The sequence below is a fragment of the Kineosphaera limosa NBRC 100340 genome (assembly GCF_000298215.1).
Lineage (GTDB): Bacteria > Actinomycetota > Actinomycetes > Actinomycetales > Dermatophilaceae > Kineosphaera > Kineosphaera limosa.
This window is the reverse complement of record NZ_BAHD01000053.1, coordinates 33,153-51,032: the sequence shown is the minus strand read 5'-3', so window position 1 is coordinate 51,032 and position 17,880 is coordinate 33,153. Positions and strand designations below refer to the sequence as shown.

Below are 17,880 nucleotides of genomic sequence, written 5' to 3'. Positions count from 1 at the left end.
AGGAGCCCTGATCGTCTTAACAGCGACGACCTGCTCTCACCTGCGGACCCGGAGGCCTCGACGATCGAGGGCTATGCGGTACCTCCTCCGGATTTCACCGAGGTCCAGGGCGTGATGCGGTCGGCACGACGCGAGCAGGTTGCTCGGCGCCGCCCGGCAGATCCGCAGCCTGCGTGATGCGAGCGGGCGGCCGCCGCTTCGTCTGGACGCCCGCCGCCGATCTGCCGACCCGACTCCAGTGACCCGACCGGGACACATAGGGAACTGGCACCTGATGGGATGGAACCGTCCCATCACCACACCTGGAGGTCGTCATGGAGCCGTTCGTCACCAAGTCCGAAGCCGCGCAGATCGTCAAGGTCGCGCGCACTCGCGCGGGCCTCACGTGGGCAGCGCTCGCCGAGGCGATCGACCGCCCCGCGCCGTGGACCGTCTCCGCGCTGCTGGGTCAGCATCCGGTGCCGAAGGCGGAGGCGGAGAAGGTCGGTGACCTGCTCGGTCTCGATGCCGAGGTGGTCGAGGCGCTGCAAGCCCAGCCGACCCGGGCCGGGATCGGCGACGACTTGGACGACCCGACGATCTACCGCTTCCACGAGGCGCTGGCGGTCTACGGGCCGGCGATCAAGGAACTGATCCACGAGGAGTTCGGCGACGGCATCATGAGCGCCATCAACTTCAAGCTCGACGTGCAGCGCCGCCCCGATCCCGACGGCGACCGGGTCGTCGTCACCTTCGACGGCAAGTTCCTCGACTACCGCTGGTAGGGGCCGCCATCCGCCGCCGTTCGCTGACGGACAACTTCTGCAGCTGGTCGGCGATCTGTGGTGGTCTGGGGTTCACCATCCACCGAACAGGAGCCACTCATGGGCATGCAGACGAGTTAACTCGGCGCCTTCACCATCACGCCGCCGCTGTGCCAGGAGGAGGTGATCTGGCTGCGCGCCCACGTGCAGACCGACCCTTCCCTGCACCCCGACGACCCCTATCCGGCGGCGATGAATCCGGTCGGCGAAAGGGCGCACGCCGCTGCGACAGGAGCGTCGAGGCGCGCCCCGCGCGTCGAGGGCGTGCGCCGGCCAGAATGGGTCGACTGGGCTCCGAGTGTCGACGGCACGCACCTGTGTTGGCAGGAGGCGGACAAGTCCAACAACCCGATCCCGCAGATCACTTACCTCATCGAGCACTTCCTCAAGCCCGGCGCCCACGCCTCCAGCGACGATCACGAGGACTTCGAGGCGTTCACGTTCGATCACGTCGTCAACGGCACGATGGCGGCCGAACGCAGCGACGGGCGCCTCTACCTCATCAAGATGGAAAACAACGACGTGCGTGAGGTGCTGCTCGTCCCCGGGGCGCACCCCGGCGAATTCTAAGCCGTCGCGCGGGTACGTCGCCGCGGTCGAGCCGAGCTTGGCCGTGCGACGCTGGAGCCATGGCTGATCACGCGCCGCCACCGGTCGACCTTGCGCCGCTGCGGGCTACGCCGGGAGCGCTGCCCGCCGATGGGGCGACGAGTGTCGCCGGGGTCGAGGTACCGGCCGGCCGGGCCCTTGTGGTTCCTGGGCCGTCGGGGCGATCCATCTGGGCGGCGCCCGAACACCTCACGGACCCGTGGCCGGTGGTCGGGCAACTGCAGCGGGCGTTCCCCGAGACCGGGTTGTGGCCGCTGCTCACTTTCGGAGCCGCCTGGGGTGACTGTGGCTATCCCTGGTCTCCCCACGCCCTTTTCGGAATGCCCGATGACGAAGTGGTACCCGATGACGGTGGCTCGATTCTGTACCGACGGTGGCGCGCGAACTACGGCGATTCGGAGTACCTCGACGAGTACGAACTGCCGATGCTGCCGTGGCCTGGCCTGGTGACGCCCACCCAACCCGGGACGGAACGAGTGGTCGATCCCGTCGGCGGTTCTCGTGCCTGGTCCGAGGACGGGCAGCTCATGCTGGTCCCGGCGGCGCGCCCGGCCGACGCCTTCCGAATCGTCGGTACCGATGGTTACAACGACTACCCACCACCGGCCGAGACGGTCGCGATCCTCCGGTCCTGGGAGGACCGCTATGGCGCGCTGCCGCTGCGCTTCTGCGGCGACCGGCTCGTCCTCGGCATCCGGCGCCCCCCGCGGACGGTTGAGGAGGCGCGGGCCGCGGTGATCGAGATGCAGTCCTTCTCGATGGACGCCTTCAACACCGATGACTGGCCCGAGGCGTTCGAGGCGATGCGCGGCAACCCCTACTGGGAATTCTGGTGGGACTGACGTCGCACCAGGTGAGACAGTGGGCGGCATGATGCCAAGCAGTCCGGCCGCGACGTCGGTCGGCGATCGAATCACTGCGACGGAGAACGAGATTCTGCGGGTCGAGGTGGGTTCGACTGCGCACGGCATCAGCGTCGGCAACGACGACCTCGACCTCATGGCGGTCTACGTCGAAACCCCGGAGCAGCTCTTGGGGATCGCCGAGCACGCCGAACACTATGTGTCACGCACCCAACCGGAGGGGGCGCGGTCGGGTCCGGGCGACGTCGACTATGTGGCGTACAGCCTGCGTAAGTTCCTGCGGCTGGCGACGGTCGGCAACCCAACGGTGCTCGTGCTCCTGTACGGCTCGACGGTGCACGCGACGAGCCCACTGGGTGAGGAGCTGCGCGCGCTCGCGCCGGCGATCGTGTCGCGTCGGGCGGGATATCGCTTCCTGGGTTACCTCGACGGCCAGCTGGAGCGCATGCGCGGCGGAGGCCGGCAGTCTCGGGTCCCGTCGCGCCCCGAGCTCGTCGAGCAGCACGGGTACGACACGAAATACGCAGCGCACGCCCTACGCCTCGGCCTGCAAGGCATCGAGCTCATCGACACCGGACACCTCACCCTCCCGTTGCCGGAGGCGGAGCGCGACCTTTGCCGCGCCATGCGCTCCGGCACCTACTCGCGCGAGGAGGCGGACCGACTCGTCACGAGCGTCCGCGCCGACCTCGCCGAAGCCGTCGACGACCCGACTCGCGGCCCTCTCCGGGACGGGCCCGACCTCGACACGGTCAACGCCTTCGCCATCCGCGCCCACCAGGAGCACTGGGCGAAGGGTTAGCCAACGCCCTCACGTCGTGCTGCGGACGACGAGTTCGGGGTGCAGGATGACGTGGATGTCACGCATTTGTGTGCCTTCGATGATGTCGATGGTCAGGTCGGCGGCGGTGGCGCCGAGTTGGTGCGACGGCTGCCGGATGGTCGTCAGGGGTAGCGCGATCTGGGCGGACATGGCGACGTCGTCGTAGCCGATGACCCGGATGTCGTCGGGGATGCGGACGCCGGCAGCGAGCAGGCCGTGCACGAGCCCGAAGGCGATCGAGTCGTTGGAGGCGAAGATCGCGTCGGGTCGTCGCTTCGGGGGTAGGGCGATGACCTCGGCGGCCGCGGCGGTGCCGGCGGCGACATCCATGGACTGGGTCTCGATGAGGGTCGGCGGACCGCCGACGCCGGCCTGCTCCAGGTACTGCGCGAAGCCCGCGTATCGGTCGGCGCTGTGGCCGACGCGGCGGGGGTTGCCGACGACGGCGAACCGGGTGCCGCCCCGCTCGATGAGATGCGCGGCGGCCAGGCGGCCTCCCTCCACGTGATCGACCACGACAGAAGGCAATTGCGGTGAGGTCGGGTGCTCGCGCGGAGGATCGAGAAGCAACGGGGTGATGCCGCGCGGGATGAGCGCCTCCAGCCGCTCGATGCGCGGCTGTTGCGGAACGATGATGAGCCCCGACACGCGCCAGGCCTCGAGGAAGCCGATGTGCCGCTCCTCCCGCTCCGGGTCGCGCCGCGAATTGAGGAAGTGCACGAACCACCCGCGTGCGTCAGCCGCGTCTTCGACCCCGGTGGACACCTCGGCGAAGTACGGCATCCAGGCGTCGAGTAAGACGAGCCCAATCGACGTGCTCGACGTGCCGCGCAGCTGACGTGCGGGCTCGTGGCGCACGTACTGCAGGGCCTCGATCGCCTCGGCGATCCGCTCGCGGTTCTCGGCCGAGACCAGTTCGGGGTGGTTGAAGTAGTTCGAGACATGCGATCGGGAGACGCCCGCGCGCTTCGCGACATCGCCTGAGCTCACCACGATTTGACTCCTCTTCCTGGCCGTCGTGAACATCGTACTTGACTCGTTGCAAGTCGTCCCGCTAGCGTTCACGCAGCATTTGCAACGAGTCAAGTAGCGAACCTCGCGGAGGATCGAACGTCACCGCAGACGAAGAGAGGGAAGAGTCATGATCGGTTGCCACGGACTTGTGTGGAGCGGCAGCTTCGGCCGGGAGGGGATGGCGCTGGCCGTCGAGCGCACGCAGGAGGCCGGGTTCGACATCCTCGAGATCCCGCTGCTCGACCCGTTCGGTTTCGATGTCGCCGCGGCCAAGGAGGCGCTGCGCGGCAGCAACCTGCAGCTCACGGCCTCCATGGGGCTCCCCGAGGGCGCCGACATCAGCACGGCGGACCCCGACCAGGTGCGGGCCGGTGAGGCGGTGCTCCTGCGGGCGCTGGAGGTGTTGCACGAGCTGGAGTCCCAACATTTCTGTGGGGTTCTGCACGCGATGCTCAAGAAGTACCCGGGTCCGGCGTCGGCGGAGGGTCGTCGCACGAGCCAGGAGGTGCTGCGTCGGGTGGCGGCGCGGGCGCGCGAGCTGGGCATCACGCTCTCGCTGGAGGTCGTCAACCGGTACGAGGCCAACCTGTTCAACACCGGTCTCGGCGCGCTGGACTACATCAAGGACATCGGTGACGACAGCATCAAGGTGCATCTCGACACCTACCACATGAATATCGAGGAGTCCGACATGATGCTGCCCGTGCTGGCGGCCGGCGACAAGCTGGGATACGTGCACATCGGCGAAAGTCACCGCGGATACCTAGGGACGGGATCGGTCGACTTCGACATGTTCTTCCGGGCTTTGCGCCAGGTGGGCTTCACCGGACCGATCGTTTTCGAGTCGTTCTCCACCGCGGTCGTCGACGAGAACCTCAGCCGCTCTCTGGCCATTTGGCGAAACCTTTGGGATGACGGTCTCGACCTGGGTAACCACGCGAGGGAGTTCATCACGAACAAGCTGCGCGCCAACGAGACGCTGCGCTTTCACTGAATTTCTGCGCACACGTATTCACTGAGGAATTTGAGGGACTGTTATGGTAGTGCGGTCTCGCCCCCGGTCGCGTAATCCCTGCCGTCAGCAATATCGACAGTGCTCCTCTTAGCCCTTATTGCCCACGGCGTCGGCCAACATGTTGGCGGGACTTCTTGTATCGATCGACTGCTTTGCGTGTGCTCTGCCACGTCCCGTCGGGGCTTCGGACCGCATCCAGCCTGCCTCGTGCGGCGGCCTGGCGCAGGGCGACTAGGGTGACGTCACGGTCGATGAGTGCGGGAAGGGGCAAGAGTCGGGCGGGCCCCGCGAGATTCGGAAGGATGAAGCGGTTGAGGTTGTCGATCATCGCGCGGGAGAGGATTTCGGCAAGTGGTCCGTGCTCGCCGCGATCGGCGCTTTGCATGGCCGCAAGGTAGGTCGTGCGCTGGGACTTGAGGATGATGACAGGGGGGTAGCCGAGTCGTACCAGTACCAGGTTGAGCGCCAGCCGGCCGGTCCGACCGTTACCGTCGAGAAACGGATGAATCTGCTCGAACCTTACGTGGGTCTCCGCTAATGCCTCAGGAAGTGGGCAGTCGAGACGTGACGTAGCGATCTGGGCGGCGAGTGCGTTCACGTCCGCCACCCACGTTGTGAGGTCAGCGTCCACCTGTGTCCACGGCGGTGGGGTCATGCCTCCCGAGAAGGCGGCGATGTCGTGGCGGCGGAAGTTGCCCGGCTCCTCTTCACGGGTGGCGTGAGGGTGGGGAGACACACTCCATACAGGTGCCAGAGCAAGGTGGTGGATGTTGCGCACCTCTTGCGTGGTGAGCAGCTCTCCATGTCCCATGTCGGCGCTGCCGTGCGCCTGTCCGTACACCCAGGTGGCGGCCTCGCCGTAGCCCTTCACCTCCATGTACTCGGCCAGCGGTTTGGATCCGACCGCGCGCCCCTGGTCCAGCAGCGCCTCTACCTCGCGTAATACCAGGGTGTTGCCTTCGAGGGCCGTCGAGTGATGGGCTTCGAGGTGCCAGATGTCGGACCAGATGTACTCCGACTCCTTCGGCGTGGGTAGTCCACCGAGCCTGGTGTTGAGCTCGTGCAGTTGCGACTCGAGTCGCGCGTACACGCTTGCGCGACTAGGGCGACCCCGCGGCATGAGACCTCCAACTTGATGAGGCGTGGCAAGACTCAAATGATCTCATCAAGTTGAGTCGTCAGCGCAACTTGATGAGGCGAGGGTTGACTCAATTGATCTCATCAAGTTGGCCTCGCCTCGGTGTCCTGACCAGGGGAGGTGCACGTCCAGGCTGCGCAGGCGGCTACCTCCACCACGTTCTTGGCGATGCGGCGCAGTTCCTGCTCGACCGCGATCGCCTGAGCGTCGCGGCCTCGACGAGATCGGGGTGGGACTGATGGCGATCAGCGCTCCGCTAGAACCTTGATTTGCCTCTGCTAGAACTGCGATTCATCACTGTTGGAACTGTGATCAAGTGCGGTGACCAGCTAGGATGCTCTAGGTGACCGTCTACGAGCGACATCTGGAGCCGCGTGTGCTGGAGGCTCTCGGCGACACGCCCGTGGTCACCCTTCAGGGCTCCCGGCAGACGGGCAAGAGCACTTTGGCGGCGAAGGTCGGCGAACAGCTGGGTGCTCGCATCTACACCATGGACGATGCTGCGACGAGGGGGGCTGCGCAGGCTGACCCCACGGGCTTCATCCAAGCCCTGGGCGGCGGGCCGGTCGTCCTCGACGAGGTGCAGCGGACCCCCGAAGTGATCCTGCCGATCAAGGCGAGTATCGATCGGGATCGCCGCCCTGGCCGCTTCCTGCTGACCGGATCGGCGGACCTCCTGCGGATGCCCGGCGCGCAAGATTCGCTGGCAGGCCGCGCGGAGACGCTGACGTTGAACCCGCTGTCCCAGGGCGAGCTGACGGGCCGACACGACGACCTGGTCAGTGCCCTGTGGGCACGCCTGACGTCGCTGACCGACCTCACGGACTTCACCACTGCCGTGACGCGGGCAGATCTCGTCCATCGAGCCTGCGCAGGCGGCCTGCCCGAGGCGACTGCCCGGACCGACCGGCGCCGCAGCTCCTGGTTTGAGGACTACGCCGAGCGACTCGTTCGACGCGATGCGCAGGACCTTGGCCAGACGCCCCCGGCTCGTCTGCGGGCCGCGCTCGACCTGGTGGCGGCGAACCAAGCCGGCGAGCTGGTCATGGCGCACATCGCCCGCCATGTCGGGATTGCCGAGACGACGGCACGCAGCTACGTCGACCGGCTGCGGTCGCTCTTCCTGATCCAGAGCATCGCGGCGTGGTCGCGCAGCCCGACGAGTCGGCAGATCAAGAAGCCCAAGGCGCTCGTCACCGACAGTGGGTTGGCGGCGCACCTGGCGGATCTGACGGAGGAGGAGCTGCTCAGCCCGCTGGGGGTGAACCAGTTCGGCCCGCTCCTGGAGGGCTTCGTCGCCGCCGAGCTCCTCCGACAGCAGACCTGGAGCGCATCCAGATTCCGCCTCTCCCACTATCGGGAGTCGGGCGGGCAGGAGGTCGACCTGCTCATCACCGGCCCCGGTGGCGCCGTCGTCGGCATCGAGGTCAAGGCGACCGTTACGGTGACCGCGCATCACTTCGCCGGTCTGCGCCGCTGTGCGGAGCGGATCGGCGACGACTTCAAGGCCGGCATCGTGATGTACGCCGGCGATCAAGCCTGGAGCTTCGGTGCCGGACTGCTGGCCCTGCCAGTGTCGGCCCTCTGGGAGCTCCAGGCCTGACGACGTGCGAGACGCCGCTCCCGGGCGCGAAGGCAAACCTGGCAGACGACCTCCTTGGCCTCGTGACCGTAGTCGGCCACCGGTTCAGGGTGCGCGGATTCGGCTGAGGGTGTCCGATGGCGGTGGTGCCGTTCGTAGCAGAGGTGAGCGTCGGCATCGGGCCGACCGAGGAGAGGAGAGGGCCGTGACCGAGTACCTCATTGCGTTCAACGACGAGTGGGTGGCGCCGCACACGCCGGAGCAGATCCAGGAGAAGGCCGTGGCCTCGATGGCCGTGGTCGAGGAGATGAAGGCCGCCGGTGTCTTCGTCTTCGGCAACGGTGGGATCGACGCCTCCACCGTGCTGTGCAGCGTGCAGGCGCGCGACGGCGAGCCGGTCTTCACCGACGGGCCCTACGTCGAGAGCAAGGAGCACCTCGGCGGGTTCTGTGTCGTGGACGTCGCCGACGACGAGGCGGCGCGCTACTGGGCCGGTCGGTTGGCGGTGGCCCTGGACTGGCCGCAGGAGGTGCACCGGTTTCCCGGGCGCCCCGACGTGGCTGCTGCCGCGAACAGGAGGTGATCGCGATGCCCAGGTATCTGCTGTCGGTCTACGGCCCGGCCGAGCGCGGTGAGTTCAGCGACTACCCCTCGAAGGAGGCGATGCTGACGGCCTTCGCCGACACCGGCGCGTTCAACGAGCGACTGGAGCGCGACGGCCACTTCGTCTTCGCCGACGGTCTGGAGGCGGCGACGACGGCCACGACCGTCGACGGGCAAGGCGACACCCCGGTGTTCACCGACGGCCCCTATCTGGAGGCCAAGGAGTACCTCGGCGGCTTCTGGGTCATCGAGGCGGCCGACCTCGACGAGGCGTTGCGGCTGGCCGCCGACGGGTCCAAGGCCTGCCGGGGGCGGGTCGAGGTGCGCCCGTTCCAGACCGAAGACTCCTTGCGGGACTTGCTCGACCCGTGACCGGCCGCGATGCCGGGCGAGGCGTCGACTCGACGGTCGAGGAGGCGATCACCCGCGCGCACCACGAGGAGTGGGCGCGGGTGGTCGCCGCGCTGGCCCGCCGGTTCGGCGACGTCGATCTGGCCGAGGACGCGGCGAGCGAAGCGTTCGCTGCGGCCCTCGAGCGCTGGCCCACCGACGGGGTGCCGGCGAACCCGGGCGGATGGCTGGCCACCACCGCCCGACGCAAGGCCATCGACCGGCTCCGGCGCGAATCCCACCGCGACCGCAAACACGAGGCGGCGCACCTGTTGATCGACGACACCCCGGCCGAGCCGAGCGGACCCATCGAGGACGACCGCCTGCGACTCGTGTTCACGTGCTGCCACCCCGCGCTCTCCCCGGAGGCGCGGGTGGCGCTGACGCTGCGCCTGCTCGGCGGGCTGACCGTCGCCGACATCGCGCGCGCCTTCCTGGTGCAGGAGGGCGCGATGGCGCGGCGACTCACCCGCGCGAAGACGAAGATCAAGGCGGCGCACATCCCCTACCGGGTTCCGTCTGCCTGTGACATCGCCGAGCGGCTCGCGGGGGTGCTCGCGGTCGTCTATCTCATCTTCAACGAGGGTTACTTGCCCGGAGGCGGCGGCGACCCGCTGCGTCCGGAGCTCACCGGGGAGGCGATCCGGCTGGGTCGGCTGCTGCGCGACCTGCTTCCGGAGGAGGGGGAGGTCGCCGGCCTGCTGGCGCTCATGCTGCTCACCGATGCGCGCCGGGCGGCGCGGGTGTCGGCGGGCGGGGAGCTGGTGACGCTGCCGGAGCAGGACCGCGGGGCCTGGGACCGAACGCTCGTGGCAGAGGGCACGCGCTGGTGCGTTCCTGCATCGCGGCCGTGGCGGACGGCGGGGCGCCGCCGGGTCGCTACCAGCTGCTCGCGGCGATCAACGCGGTGCACACCGACGCCGCGTCGGTGCGGGACACGGACTGGGGCCAGATCGTGGCCCTGTACGACCGGCTCCGGCGGCTCGATCCGTCTCCGATCGTGCGGCTGAACTGGGCGGTCGCGCTCGCGGAGGTCGAGGGGCCGGGCCGTGCGTTGACCGAACTCGACCTGTTGGCCGAGGCTCTTGCCGACTACCACGCGTTCCACGCGGCGCACGCCGACCTGCTGCGCCGCGTGGGCCGGACCGCCGAGGCCACGGCCGCCTACGACCGGGCGATCTCGCTCTCCGGAAACCCCGCGGAGCGGGCCCTGCTGAGTGGGCGCCGTGATCGACTCCTCGGCTGAGACGGGCGACGCTGTGGCCCGGATCCTGGCTGTTCGAGTTCCATGGAGGTATGGCCCGGACCGCCTCACTCTCCGGGGTCGAGGGCGGCCTCTTGCATCGCGTCGCGCAGGGCCTCCAGTGCTGGCAGCGACCTGCGCAGCGTCTCCCGCTGGTCTTCGTCGAGACGGCCGAGGGCGGTCGCGACGCGGTCGGCGCGGCCCTCCCAGCGTGCGGCCCGATCACGGGCTGCATCCGCGGTGAGGGTCAGCCGGGCTGCGCGCCGGTCGGATTCGTCGGGTGAGCGCTGCAGATAGCCCTGGCCCACGAGGTGGCTGACGACCCCGCTGACCGTGTTCGGCTTGAGGTGCAGTGCGCGGGCGATCTGGGAGGTGCCGATCCCCGGGGTCGCGGCGACGCAGCCCAGCACTTCCTTCTGCATCATCGTGAGGGGTGCGGGCTCGGCTGGCCCCTCGCCGGCCGGCCGTCGGGTGCGTTGGGCGCGCCGGAGCTCGACGATGACTCGGGAGAGTCGTTCGGCGTCCTGCTCGCTCATGGGCACCCCCGCATTGTCCCCTCCTCCTCTCGTCGACTCGACTCGACTAGGCCCCGGAGCCCCCGCCCTCCTGGTCGTTCGCCGCCCGGTTGCCACTAAGGTTAGGCTCACCTAATATCTCGGGGACCGAGGTTGTTTGAGGCGAGACGGAGGCGTGTTGTGACCCTCAGGGGAGCGTTGGCGGCGGTTGCCGCGATGGGGATGGCGTTGGTTGTCAGCGGGTGTAGCGCTGGGCCGCCCGAGGCGGGCGGCGTGGCGACCAGTGTCGCGAGCCGCGCGCCCATCAGCGCCCCCACGGCTGCGCCGGGGACGCCGAAGGTCCCGGTCACGGTCACCAGCGACGACAGTGCGCAGGTGGAGGTCGCCAGCCTTGAGCGGGTCCTGGTGCTCGACGACGCGACGATCGAGATCGCGCACGCGTTGGGCGTGGGCGACAAGATCGCCATTGCGCCGCAGGAGTCGCTCGTCCCGGAGCTGGCCGACCAGGCCGGCACGCGCATCGCGACCGCCGGGCAGGGCGCCCTGACGGTCGAGGGCATCGTGGCGTTCGAGCCGACGCTCGTCGTGGCGAGCAACATGCGTCGACACGCGGACCTGGTCACAGGCCTGCGCAAGGTCAGCGTGCCCGCGGTGCTCATCGACACGAGTCAGCCGGCGCCGGACAAGATCCGCAAGACCGCCGCCGTGTTCGGTGTCGCCGCCACCGGCGACCAGCTGGCGACCGAGGTTCAGGCGCAGATTCAGCAGGCCGCCGAGAAGGTGAACGACGTCCCGGAGGCGCAGCGGCCGCGGGTCATGATGCTCTCCTCCTCCGGCGCCGGCGACTCGGGTCAGACGACGGCGGCGGGCAAGTCCACGCCGGTGCACGAGATCATCACGATGGCCGGCGGCATCAACGCCGGCGCCGAAGCGGGGCTCGATCGGTTCCAGTCGATCACGGCCGAAGGGCTGATCGCGGCCCGACCCGAGGTGATCGTCGTGGCGCAGAGCGAGCTGGACGACCTTGGCGGCCACGACGGCATCTGGGCGAAGATCCCCGGCTTGTCGGGGACTCCCGCCGCGGAGAAGAAGTCGCTCATCGTGATGGAAGACGTCCAGGTCCGCATGTCAGGGGTCTCGACGGGCGTGTCCGCGCTCACCCTGCAGAGCGCCCTGTACCCGGGTCGATGACCGCCACGTCGCGCCCGTCGTCACCCCCGACGAGGTCACCAGCGGCGTCACCGCAGTCGATGTCTCCGCAGTCGTCTCCGCAGTCGTCGTCACGGGCGGCGGAGAAGTCGGGGACGGTCAATCGTCCGCGAGGCGCGCTGGTGCTCGGGGTGGTGGCGCTCTTGCTGCTGCTGTTGATGGTCGTGGGTGTGGGCGTGGGACCGCTCAGCCTGTCGCCGAGTCAGGTGTTGCGCTCGCTGGGTGTCGGGTTGGGGCTGAGCGACTCCGCCGCGGGCGTCTCGCCGGCTCAGGCTGCCGTGGTGTGGGAGACGCGTCTGCCCAGGGTGCTGCTCGCGGCGATGGTCGGGGCGTGCCTGGCCATCGCCGGGGCCGCCCTGCAGGGACTGTTCGGCAACTCGCTGGCCGATGCCGGGGTCATCGGCGTGACGAGCGGCGCCTCGCTCGGGGCGATCTGCGCGATCGTGCTGGGGCTGCACTTCTTCGGCGAGTGGACGGTGCCGGCGGCGGCCTTCCTCGCGGGCATGGCCACGACGTCGCTCATCTATGTGCTGGCGAAGCCGGGCCGCAAGGGCGGGACCGTGCAGATCCTGCTCGTCGGGATCGCCGTGACCGCGATGACGGGCTCGATCAACGGCTTCTTCACCTACATCTCCTCGACGACGGAGCTGGAGGCGATCACGTTCTGGTCGATGGGCTCGCTCAACCGTGCGAGCTGGGAGTCGCTGGCCGCCGGGGTGCCGTTCTTCGCGACGGGCGCGATCCTGCTCCTTTTGCTCGCCAAGCCGCTCGACGTGCTGGCGTTGGGTGAGCGCCAGGCGCAACATGTGGGGCTCAACGTCGCCCGCACGCGGATCCTGCTCGTTGTCGCGACCTCGCTCGTCGTCGGCGCGGCGGTCGCGCTCGCGGGCTCGATCGGCTTCGTCGGGCTCGTCGTGCCGCACATCGTTCGGCTCGCCGTCGGGCCGTTGCACCGCTGGCTGCTGCCGATCAGCGCGCTCGGCGGGGCGCTGATGATCGTGGCCGCCGACATCGGGGCCCGAACCCTCAACCCGCCGTCGGAGATCCCGATCGGCCTGTTCACCGGAGCGGTGGGCGGTCCGTTCTTCCTGTGGCTGCTGTCGCGCAAGCGGACGGAGATGCGCTCATGATCCGCGCCCACGACGTCAGCCTGAGTTTCAGCGGCAACCGGGTGCTGGACCGCGTCGACATCGAGCTCGACCAGGGCGTACTCACCGCCCTCATCGGGCCTAACGGCGCCGGGAAGTCGACCCTGTTCAGCGTGCTCGCCGGGGACCAGCGCCCCGATACCGGCACGGTGCTGCTCGGCGAGCGCCCGGTGGGGTCGTTCTCCGCGAAGGAGTTGGCGCGGCTGCGGGCCGTCCTGCCGCAGGACCACACGGTCCGGTTCTCCTACTCGGTGGAGGAGATCGTGTCGCTGGCGCGGCTTTCGTATGCGCCCGACCCGATCCTCGATGAGCAGATCGTCACGAGGTCGATCGAGGACGTGGAGATGGCGCACATGCGTCGCCGTGACGTCCAGACGCTCTCCGGAGGGGAGTCGGGCCGGGCCGCGTTCGCGCGCGTGCTGGCCCAGACGACGCCGATCATTCTGCTCGACGAGCCGACGAGCGCCCTCGATCTGCGGCACCAGGAGGCGGTGCTGCGGCGTGCCCGGCGGCTGGCGCGCAAGGGTGCGTGCGTCATCGTCGTGCTGCACGACCTCAACCTGGCGGCGGCCTACGCGGACCGGATCGTGCTCATGGATCAGGGGCGGATCGTCGCCGACGGGGCGCCGCGCGAGGTGCTCACCGTCGTGCACATCGAGGCCGTCTACGGGCAGCCCGTGCTCGTCACCGATCATCCGACGCGCGCCTGCCCGCTCATCGTGGCCACGGACGACGTCGGTGCGACGGAGGACGTCGGTGTCTCGGGCGACTGCGTCGTCGCGGACGACATCGGTGCGACGGACGACGTCGGCGCCGCCGTCTGAGCGCCCGCCACCGAGTCGCACCGCCGGGCGGGCCACGACCTGCGGTTACGGTGGACGAGTCAGCGGCGCCCTGCCCCGCAGTGCCCCGCGGGGCTGAGCAAGGAGTGGACATGACCGGCACGATCGCGGTGCTCAACGGCCCGAATCTCAACCTGCTCGGGGTGCGCAAGCCGGAGGTGTACGGCCGGGACACCCTCGCCGACGTGGAGGCGCTGTGTGCCCGCGAGGCGGAGCGTTTCGGGCTGGACGTCGACTGCCGGCAATCGAACCACGAGGGCGTGATCATCGACGCGGTGCACGAGCTGCGCTCCAGCGCAGTGGGTTTCGTGGTCAACGCCGGCGCGTGGACGCACTACTCGATCGGCCTGCGGGATGCCCTGGAGACGATCGAGGGGCCGCTCATCGAGGTGCACATCTCGAATGTGCACGCCCGCGAGGAGTTTCGGCACCACTCGTACCTCTCCCCGCTGGCTTCGGGGATCATCGTCGGCTGCGGCATCCAGGGGTACGCCTTCGCCGTTGCCCGGATCGCCACGCTGACGGCCCCGGCACGCTGATCGCTTAGCCTCGCGCTTCGGCTGCGGGCGAATATTCGGCGATCAGTTGGTCGGAGGCCTTTTCGCTGACCATGTAGACGGCGCTGGCGATGAAGTAGCCGGGGATGTCGGGAAACACGCTGGCGTCGACGACGCGCAGGCCCTCGACGCCGCGAACCCGCAGGTCGCCGTCGAGCACGGCGAGGGGGTCGTTGGCGGCGCCGATCTTGGCGGTGCCGCACACGTGATGGCCCCAGGCTTCGCGCTGGACCCAGTCGCGCAGTTGGTCGCGGGTGGCGACGTCCGGGCCGGGTACGAGTTCGCGGTTCACTGTCAGGCCCTTGATGTTGCCGATGAGGGTGCGGGCCATTTCGACGCCGTCGACGACGCCGTCGAGGTCGCTTTCCCACCCGGGTGAGCCTTCGTCGAAGTAGCGGAGCCGGATGTCGGGCACGTCGCGCGGGTCGGTCGAGCGCAGTCGCACCGATCCGGCCCTGTTCTTGGTCCATCCTTTGAGCACGAGCATGCTGAGTCGGTTGTGGTGCGGCTTGGCGTCGTAGGAGTAGTTCGGGTAGTAGCCCTGGAATTGCGCGGCGAGGGAAAAGAGGATGACGTCGGTGTCTTCGGTGTCGGCGGCGCTGGTGCGGGCAACCATGGCGGCCAGTGACCCGTTCGTCGAATAGGGGCCGCCTTTGTCTTCGCGCCATTCCGTCATCAAGTCGTCGTCCGGTTCGCCCGGGGCCGGGAGGTCGAGGGTGGAGCCCTCGAAAATGGGGAAGTTCTCGTCGAGCTCCATCACGACGGATACCTCGTAGCGGTCGTGCAGGTTGGCGCCGACGCCGGGAGCATCGACGAGAACGTCGATTCCCAGTCGGTCGAGCTCCTCGCGGGGGCCGATGCCGGAGAGTTGGAGGAGTTGCGGGGTGTTGAACGCGCCGGCCGCGACGATCACCTCGTGGCGGGCTCGCACTGTTGAGCGTGTTGGCGAGGGGGCGTCTGAACGTTGCGACTTCGGGGCGGCTCGGTAGAGCCCCGGACCCTCGAGGTATTCGATGCCGACGGCTCGGGTGCCGTCGAAGAGGATTCGACTGGCGAGGGCGTTCTCGATGATCGTGAGGCGTTCGGGCGCCTGCTGCTGGGCGCTGAGCAGCCGTTCTCGGCTGCCGTTGCGCGACCCGCCGCCGGCGGCGACCGGGATGAACGACATCCCCTGATAGTCGGAGGGCGTATCGGCGGCGTTGATGTCGCGAGGCAACGAAACGTCCTCGGGAATCCAGAAGAGTTGCCGGGAGGTGTCCTCGGTGGCGTTGATGACATCGAGGAAAGCGGGCTCGCGTCCCGCTAAGGCGGGGTTGGCGCGGGTGGTGCGCAACCAGCCGCTCCGGCCGTGGTGGGCCTTGGCATCGCGCTGCTCGAGGGAGTCGCCGGGCAGCGGTTGGGCATCGACGCCCTCCCAGTTCTCGATGCGTTCGAAGATCGTGCGCATGTTTGCACTGGACCAGCTCGTATCGCCGGTCACGTCGGCTAAAGCGTCCCAATCGCGGGCCTGAGCGCCGATGTGAACCATGGCGCTGATGGCCGTGCTGCCGCCCAGCGTGCTGCCCCGCGGATAGTAGATGCCGCCCTGGTCGGCGACCCACTTGGAATCCCGCGCGCCGCGCTGCGGATCGTCGTAGTGGGAGACGTAGAAATTCCACGCCATGTTGTCGTCCTCGCTGGCGTAGGCCTGCATGACGGGGATGTCGTAGTAGCCGCATTCGTGGTTCGATCCGGCCTCGAGCACGGCGACGGAGAATCCGGCGAGCGCCAGATTCGCGGCAAGCGGTCCGCCGCCGGCCCCCGACCCGACGATGACGAAGTCGTAACTCTGCTCGTCCTGGCTGGATGTCTCGGTCACGACTGCTCACCTGCGAATCGTCGACGGGCTGCGGAAGCCAGGAGTCTAGCGAGCCGTTTGCGCAGCCAGCGCGATCATGCTCCGGTGATCGCCGTTCACCGATCTGTTGAGGGGATGAGGGCATGATTCGCCGACTGCTCGCCAACGTGGCTGTCACGGACGTGGATCGCGCCGAGCGCTGGTACACCGGACTCTTCGGTGGCGGGCCCGACGCCCGCCCCATGCCCGGCCTCCTCGAATGGCACCTTGCGGAGGGCTTCGGTGTGCAGGTGTGGCTGGACCCGGCGCGCGCTGGTCATGCGTGCGTCGTCCTCGAGGTGAGCGACCTGGACACTGCGGCCGACGACGCCACCCGAGCCGGCATCGACCACGACGGCCCCGAACCCGGCGGCGGAGCCCGGATCCTGCAACTCGCCGACCCCGACGGTAACCGCGTCGTCTTGGCGGGGGCCTAGTCAGGTCAGAGTCGCATCGCTACAAGCACCCAGAGCGACGTTCCGCCGCGCCAGGTGGTGAGGGAACGGTTGCGCGCCGGTCACCCTGTTCGGCCTCAAGCGCGGTGGTCCCCGGCGGCGTAGATCGCGCACCGCCCGGGCGTGGGCGTTCTCCAGGGACCGCTGTGGCCGAGCGGGTCACGGTTCCGGGCCTGCTGGCCCCTAGTCTCGCCAGACCTGCTGTCGGCGCCAATCCACAGGAAACCCCATGTCGTGCTCCGGTGTGCGACCAGTAGTTTCGCGGAGGTCCTCCATGAGTTGCACCAACGCGTGGCCGACCGTCGTGCCCGGAGAGAACTGTCGAGTCAGGTACACGAGCCATACCAGGAACGGGTAGACCTTGTTGCGTTCGCCTCCGCGGGCGACATGGCGCAGAGGCTCGCTCACCCCAGCGGGCTGATAGTTCCGGAGTCCGTACACAAGCTGCCGATTCCAGAGTCGCCCGTGGTGAGCGCAGATGTTGCGGATGAGGTTGAGGGCGCGGGTGACATCTACCAGGACTCGTGCATGCTTGATTCCCAGGTCGCCGGCGATGTGGTTCAGGTCTTGCCCGCGCATCAGCCCGAGCAGCCTCACCAGTGCGCCGAAGTCGAATGTCTCGACGGCCACCCAGACAGGCAGTGGCTCTCCGTACTTGCTCAGCACATGCCGGATGAAGTCCTCATTCCGTGCATCGTGCTGCAGCCGCGTGCAGCGGTCGGTCCACAACTCGAACGCCGTCCGACCATGAGGCCCGGGCCTGTCGCACGCGCTCGGGTCCAGTGCGGATCGGTCGATATGCCCGAAAGCGTTCCGGTCGCCCAGGACATACGTGGCGCGTGTGCGCAGTCCGATCTCGACCTGCCCGAGCGCGTCGAGGCACAGAAGCCTGAGCCGACGATCGACTTCGTAGAGTGCGGTGACCTGGTCGAAGGTGGCCGCTGTCTGGAAGCGGTCGCCGCGGTAGTGGACGGGGCTCTGGCGACGTTGCTCCGCCTCGGGGAGCAATTGGCGGTATGGGTACATGAAGGCAGACAGATGGTAGTAGCCCACCGAAGCCAGCACCCGCTCCGCGTCGCCGTGCTCGCGCACCTCGAGACCACGCTGGGACAGCCGGTCCACCTGTTCGGCGTAGGTCAGGTGGGGCTTCTCGTAGGTAGACATCACTGAGCCTCGCGGGTAGTACAAGAAAACC

At 68.5% G+C, this 17,880-nt stretch carries 20 protein-coding genes; 15 read left to right on the top strand and 5 right to left on the bottom strand.

The features are described from left to right. The first annotated feature begins 314 nt into the window (after positions 1-314). The 4 genes from cynS to KILIM_RS14750 all read left to right on the top strand — a co-directional run bounded on the left by cynS (position 315) and on the right by KILIM_RS14750 (position 3,077). Complete coding sequence (gene cynS, locus KILIM_RS14765; RefSeq protein WP_006593522.1) at positions 315-764, top strand: cyanase; 450 nt, start codon at positions 315-317, stop codon at positions 762-764. Positions 765-926: 162 nt separating this feature from the next. Then, a complete protein-coding gene (locus KILIM_RS22515; RefSeq protein WP_006593521.1) occupies positions 927-1,373 on the top strand; it encodes a hypothetical protein in 447 nt (148 codons plus the stop codon). 59 nt (positions 1,374-1,432) lie between these two features. Next, on the top strand, positions 1,433-2,254 hold the full coding sequence (locus tag KILIM_RS14755) for a DUF4253 domain-containing protein (RefSeq protein ID WP_006593520.1): 822 nt from the start codon (positions 1,433-1,435) through the stop codon (positions 2,252-2,254). A gap of 28 nt (positions 2,255-2,282) precedes the next feature. Continuing rightward, positions 2,283-3,077, top strand: a complete 795-nt coding sequence (locus tag KILIM_RS14750; protein WP_040563520.1) for a nucleotidyltransferase domain-containing protein — start codon at positions 2,283-2,285, stop codon at positions 3,075-3,077. A 9-nt stretch (positions 3,078-3,086) separates the two neighbouring features. On the opposite strand, the gene KILIM_RS14745 is transcribed toward KILIM_RS14750, so the two are convergent. Beyond that, positions 3,087-4,091 (bottom strand): LacI family DNA-binding transcriptional regulator, encoded by a 1,005-nt coding sequence (locus KILIM_RS14745; protein ID WP_006593518.1) that lies wholly within the window; start codon positions 4,089-4,091, stop codon positions 3,087-3,089. 148 nt (positions 4,092-4,239) lie between these two features. Here KILIM_RS14745 and KILIM_RS14740 point away from each other — a divergent pair, with 148 nt between their 5' ends. Continuing rightward, the gene (locus KILIM_RS14740) at positions 4,240-5,106 is read left to right on the top strand and encodes a sugar phosphate isomerase/epimerase family protein (RefSeq protein ID WP_006593517.1); all 867 of its coding nucleotides are present in this window, start codon (positions 4,240-4,242) and stop codon (positions 5,104-5,106) included. 115 nt (positions 5,107-5,221) lie between these two features. Here KILIM_RS14740 and KILIM_RS14735 read toward each other — a convergent pair whose 3' ends face one another. Continuing rightward, the gene (locus tag KILIM_RS14735; RefSeq protein ID WP_217997114.1) at positions 5,222-6,217 is read right to left on the bottom strand and encodes a Fic family protein; all 996 of its coding nucleotides are present in this window, start codon (positions 6,215-6,217) and stop codon (positions 5,222-5,224) included. Between the two features lie 391 nt (positions 6,218-6,608). Here KILIM_RS14735 and KILIM_RS14730 point away from each other — a divergent pair, with 391 nt between their 5' ends. The 5 genes from KILIM_RS14730 to KILIM_RS25560 all read left to right on the top strand — a co-directional run bounded on the left by KILIM_RS14730 (position 6,609) and on the right by KILIM_RS25560 (position 10,086). Then, positions 6,609-7,868, top strand: a complete 1,260-nt coding sequence (locus KILIM_RS14730; protein ID WP_006593515.1) for an ATP-binding protein — start codon at positions 6,609-6,611, stop codon at positions 7,866-7,868. A gap of 184 nt (positions 7,869-8,052) precedes the next feature. Next, the gene (locus KILIM_RS14725; protein ID WP_006593514.1) at positions 8,053-8,430 is read left to right on the top strand and encodes a YciI family protein; all 378 of its coding nucleotides are present in this window, start codon (positions 8,053-8,055) and stop codon (positions 8,428-8,430) included. A gap of 5 nt (positions 8,431-8,435) precedes the next feature. Beyond that, entirely contained in the window at positions 8,436-8,822 is a 387-nt protein-coding gene (locus tag KILIM_RS14720) for a YciI family protein (RefSeq protein WP_040563519.1), read from the top strand. Further along, a complete protein-coding gene (locus KILIM_RS14715; protein ID WP_006593512.1) occupies positions 8,819-9,850 on the top strand; it encodes an RNA polymerase sigma factor in 1,032 nt (343 codons plus the stop codon). Before KILIM_RS14720 ends, KILIM_RS14715 begins: the two co-directional genes overlap by 4 nt. Next, complete coding sequence (locus KILIM_RS25560; protein ID WP_306302360.1) at positions 9,841-10,086, top strand: hypothetical protein; 246 nt, start codon at positions 9,841-9,843, stop codon at positions 10,084-10,086. The genes KILIM_RS14715 and KILIM_RS25560 overlap by 10 nt, the downstream gene beginning before the upstream one ends. A gap of 65 nt (positions 10,087-10,151) precedes the next feature. On the opposite strand, the gene KILIM_RS14710 is transcribed toward KILIM_RS25560, so the two are convergent. Beyond that, on the bottom strand, positions 10,152-10,619 hold the full coding sequence (locus KILIM_RS14710; RefSeq protein WP_040563511.1) for a MarR family winged helix-turn-helix transcriptional regulator: 468 nt from the start codon (positions 10,617-10,619) through the stop codon (positions 10,152-10,154). A gap of 252 nt (positions 10,620-10,871) precedes the next feature. On the opposite strand from KILIM_RS14710, the gene KILIM_RS14705 reads away from it, so the two are divergent. The 4 genes from KILIM_RS14705 (at position 10,872) to aroQ (ending at position 14,336) form a co-directional block, all read left to right on the top strand. Beyond that, positions 10,872-11,789, top strand: a complete 918-nt coding sequence (locus tag KILIM_RS14705) for a heme/hemin ABC transporter substrate-binding protein (RefSeq protein WP_006593509.1) — start codon at positions 10,872-10,874, stop codon at positions 11,787-11,789. Between the two features lie 140 nt (positions 11,790-11,929). After that, positions 11,930-12,937, top strand: a complete 1,008-nt coding sequence (locus tag KILIM_RS14700) for a FecCD family ABC transporter permease (protein ID WP_006593508.1) — start codon at positions 11,930-11,932, stop codon at positions 12,935-12,937. Further along, on the top strand, positions 12,934-13,779 hold the full coding sequence (locus KILIM_RS14695; protein WP_006593507.1) for a heme ABC transporter ATP-binding protein: 846 nt from the start codon (positions 12,934-12,936) through the stop codon (positions 13,777-13,779). Before KILIM_RS14700 ends, KILIM_RS14695 begins: the two co-directional genes overlap by 4 nt. Before the next feature lie 110 nt (positions 13,780-13,889). Continuing rightward, positions 13,890-14,336, top strand: a complete 447-nt coding sequence (aroQ, locus tag KILIM_RS14690; RefSeq protein WP_006593506.1) for a type II 3-dehydroquinate dehydratase — start codon at positions 13,890-13,892, stop codon at positions 14,334-14,336. Between the two features lie 4 nt (positions 14,337-14,340). On the opposite strand, the gene KILIM_RS14685 is transcribed toward aroQ, so the two are convergent. Next, on the bottom strand, positions 14,341-16,212 hold the full coding sequence (locus KILIM_RS14685; RefSeq protein WP_006593505.1) for a GMC family oxidoreductase: 1,872 nt from the start codon (positions 16,210-16,212) through the stop codon (positions 14,341-14,343). A 122-nt stretch (positions 16,213-16,334) separates the two neighbouring features. On the opposite strand from KILIM_RS14685, the gene KILIM_RS14680 reads away from it, so the two are divergent. Next, on the top strand, positions 16,335-16,667 hold the full coding sequence (locus KILIM_RS14680; RefSeq protein WP_006593504.1) for a VOC family protein: 333 nt from the start codon (positions 16,335-16,337) through the stop codon (positions 16,665-16,667). A 201-nt stretch (positions 16,668-16,868) separates the two neighbouring features. Here KILIM_RS14680 and KILIM_RS14675 read toward each other — a convergent pair whose 3' ends face one another. Then, a complete protein-coding gene (locus KILIM_RS14675) occupies positions 16,869-17,849 on the bottom strand; it encodes an Abi family protein (protein ID WP_006593503.1) in 981 nt (326 codons plus the stop codon). Positions 17,850-17,880: the final 31 nt, after the last annotated feature.